The sequence below is a fragment of the Bradyrhizobium sp. genome (genome assembly GCF_049798375.1).
Classification (GTDB): Bacteria; Pseudomonadota; Alphaproteobacteria; order Rhizobiales; family Xanthobacteraceae; genus Bradyrhizobium.
The window spans coordinates 1-1669 of sequence record NZ_JBARGP010000046.1; the positions used below are offsets into that span (position 1 = coordinate 1).

Sequence of the window (1669 nt, forward strand, 5' to 3'; positions counted from 1 at the left end):
GTGCGGTTGATGGCAGAGAACGGCAGCGCAAGCGCGCGCAGCGCGCGGGTGCGCCTGAACAAATCGAGCATCCACGAAGTTGGCGGATCGCCCGACGCGGTCTGCTCGAAGCGGAATTTGTCGGCCCAGGCCACGATCGGGCGAAACAGCAGTTGGTCGTAGACGATGATCACCAGCAGCATGGTGAAGATGGCGAGGCCGATCGCGACGAGGTTCTTCTGCTGGATCGCGATCGCGACATAGGAGCCGATGCCGGGCAGGGTGACGGTGGTGTTGCCGACGGTGATGGCTTCCGAAGCCACCACGAAGAACCAGCCGCCGGACATCGACATCATCGTGTTCCAGATCAGGCCGGGCATCGCGAAGGGAACATCGAGTCGCCAGAAGCGCTGCCATCCCGAAAGGTGGAAGCTCTGCGTCGCCTCCTCCAGATCCTTCGGCACGTTGCGCATCGACTGATACATGCTGAACGTCATGTTCCAGGCCTGGCTGGTGAAGATCGCGAACACGCAGGCGAGCTCGGCGCCCAGCACCTTGCCGGGAAACAGGTTCATGAAGAACACGACGGTAAAGGTGAGAAAGCCGAGAATCGGCACCGACTGCAGGATGTCCAGCAGCGGAATCAGCACCATCTCGGCGCGCCGGCTCTTGGCGGCGAGCGCCGCATAGAGAAAGGTAAAAACGAGCGAACAGATGATCGCGAGCAGCATCCGCAAGGTGGTGCGCAGCGCATAGAGCGGCAGATGCGAGGGATTGAGTGTAACAGGTGTGTTGTCGAGCGCCGACAGCGGCAGCGTGGTCTGCTCACCGCCATAGACGATCAGCACCATGGCACCGATCACGATGATCAGCGCGACGATGTCCCAGATGTTGGGCCGGACCGCGTGGCCAAGCGTACTGCTGCGGATGTCTTGCAGGAACATGGAGGCGGTCTCATTCGGTTGTCCCGCGGAGAGCGTCTCCTTGTCACAAGGTGATGGGTCTGTTCAAGCGCTGCGGTGGTTGTTTGTCACGCTCGGTGTTCTATGAAGGTTTTGTGATGGCCTTGCTCAGACGCCCGCGACTTGTGACCAGACATCCGTGAGCTTGCGCCTGAACGAATGGGCGCGCGTCGGCGGCGGCGCAGCCTCCTCATCGTCCTCCGGTAGCCGCAGGCCGACGACATTGACCCGGCCGCCGGAGATCGAGCGCGCCACCAGCACGATCGTATCGAGCGCCACCGTGGCGCCCTCACCCGGCGCGCGATCGAGATGGACGTCGAAATAATCTGATAGCGTCAACGCGCGCTCCTCGTCCGCGACGCTGACGCCATAGATCGCGGCCAGTTCATCCAGCGTGCGCTCGCCAGATACCATGAAGTCGCCGAGCAGATGCGGATCAGGTGCGGACGATGGCTGCATGTCGACGAAGAAGCGGTCGAGCGACTCGGCCTTCTTCGGCGGTGCCAGCAGATAGAGATAGTCGCCCGGGGCGATCGGCTCGGCCTCGGCCGGCGAAAGGATCTGCTCGTTGCGGATCACCAAAGTCGGCTTCGACCAGGAGGGGATCAGGCCGCGGCGATAGTACAGGCTCTTCGGCCGCACCGGGTAGCCGACCAATTGCTGCTCGAGCTGGCCCGGCAGATCGAGCTCGACCCGCCGCGGGCCGCGATCGGTGCGCGGCAGCGCCA

Annotated in this window: 2 protein-coding genes; both read right to left on the minus strand. The window is 63.2% G+C overall.

Annotated elements, in window-relative coordinates; all coding sequences use genetic code 11:
• Positions 1-923: ABC transporter permease subunit (locus tag WA702_RS01525; RefSeq protein WP_425108761.1), on the minus strand; the 923-nt coding region annotated here is incomplete at its 3' end.
• 126 nt (positions 924-1049) lie between these two features.
• Positions 1050-1669: transporter associated domain-containing protein (locus tag WA702_RS01530; protein WP_425108762.1), on the minus strand; the 620-nt coding region annotated here is incomplete at its 5' end.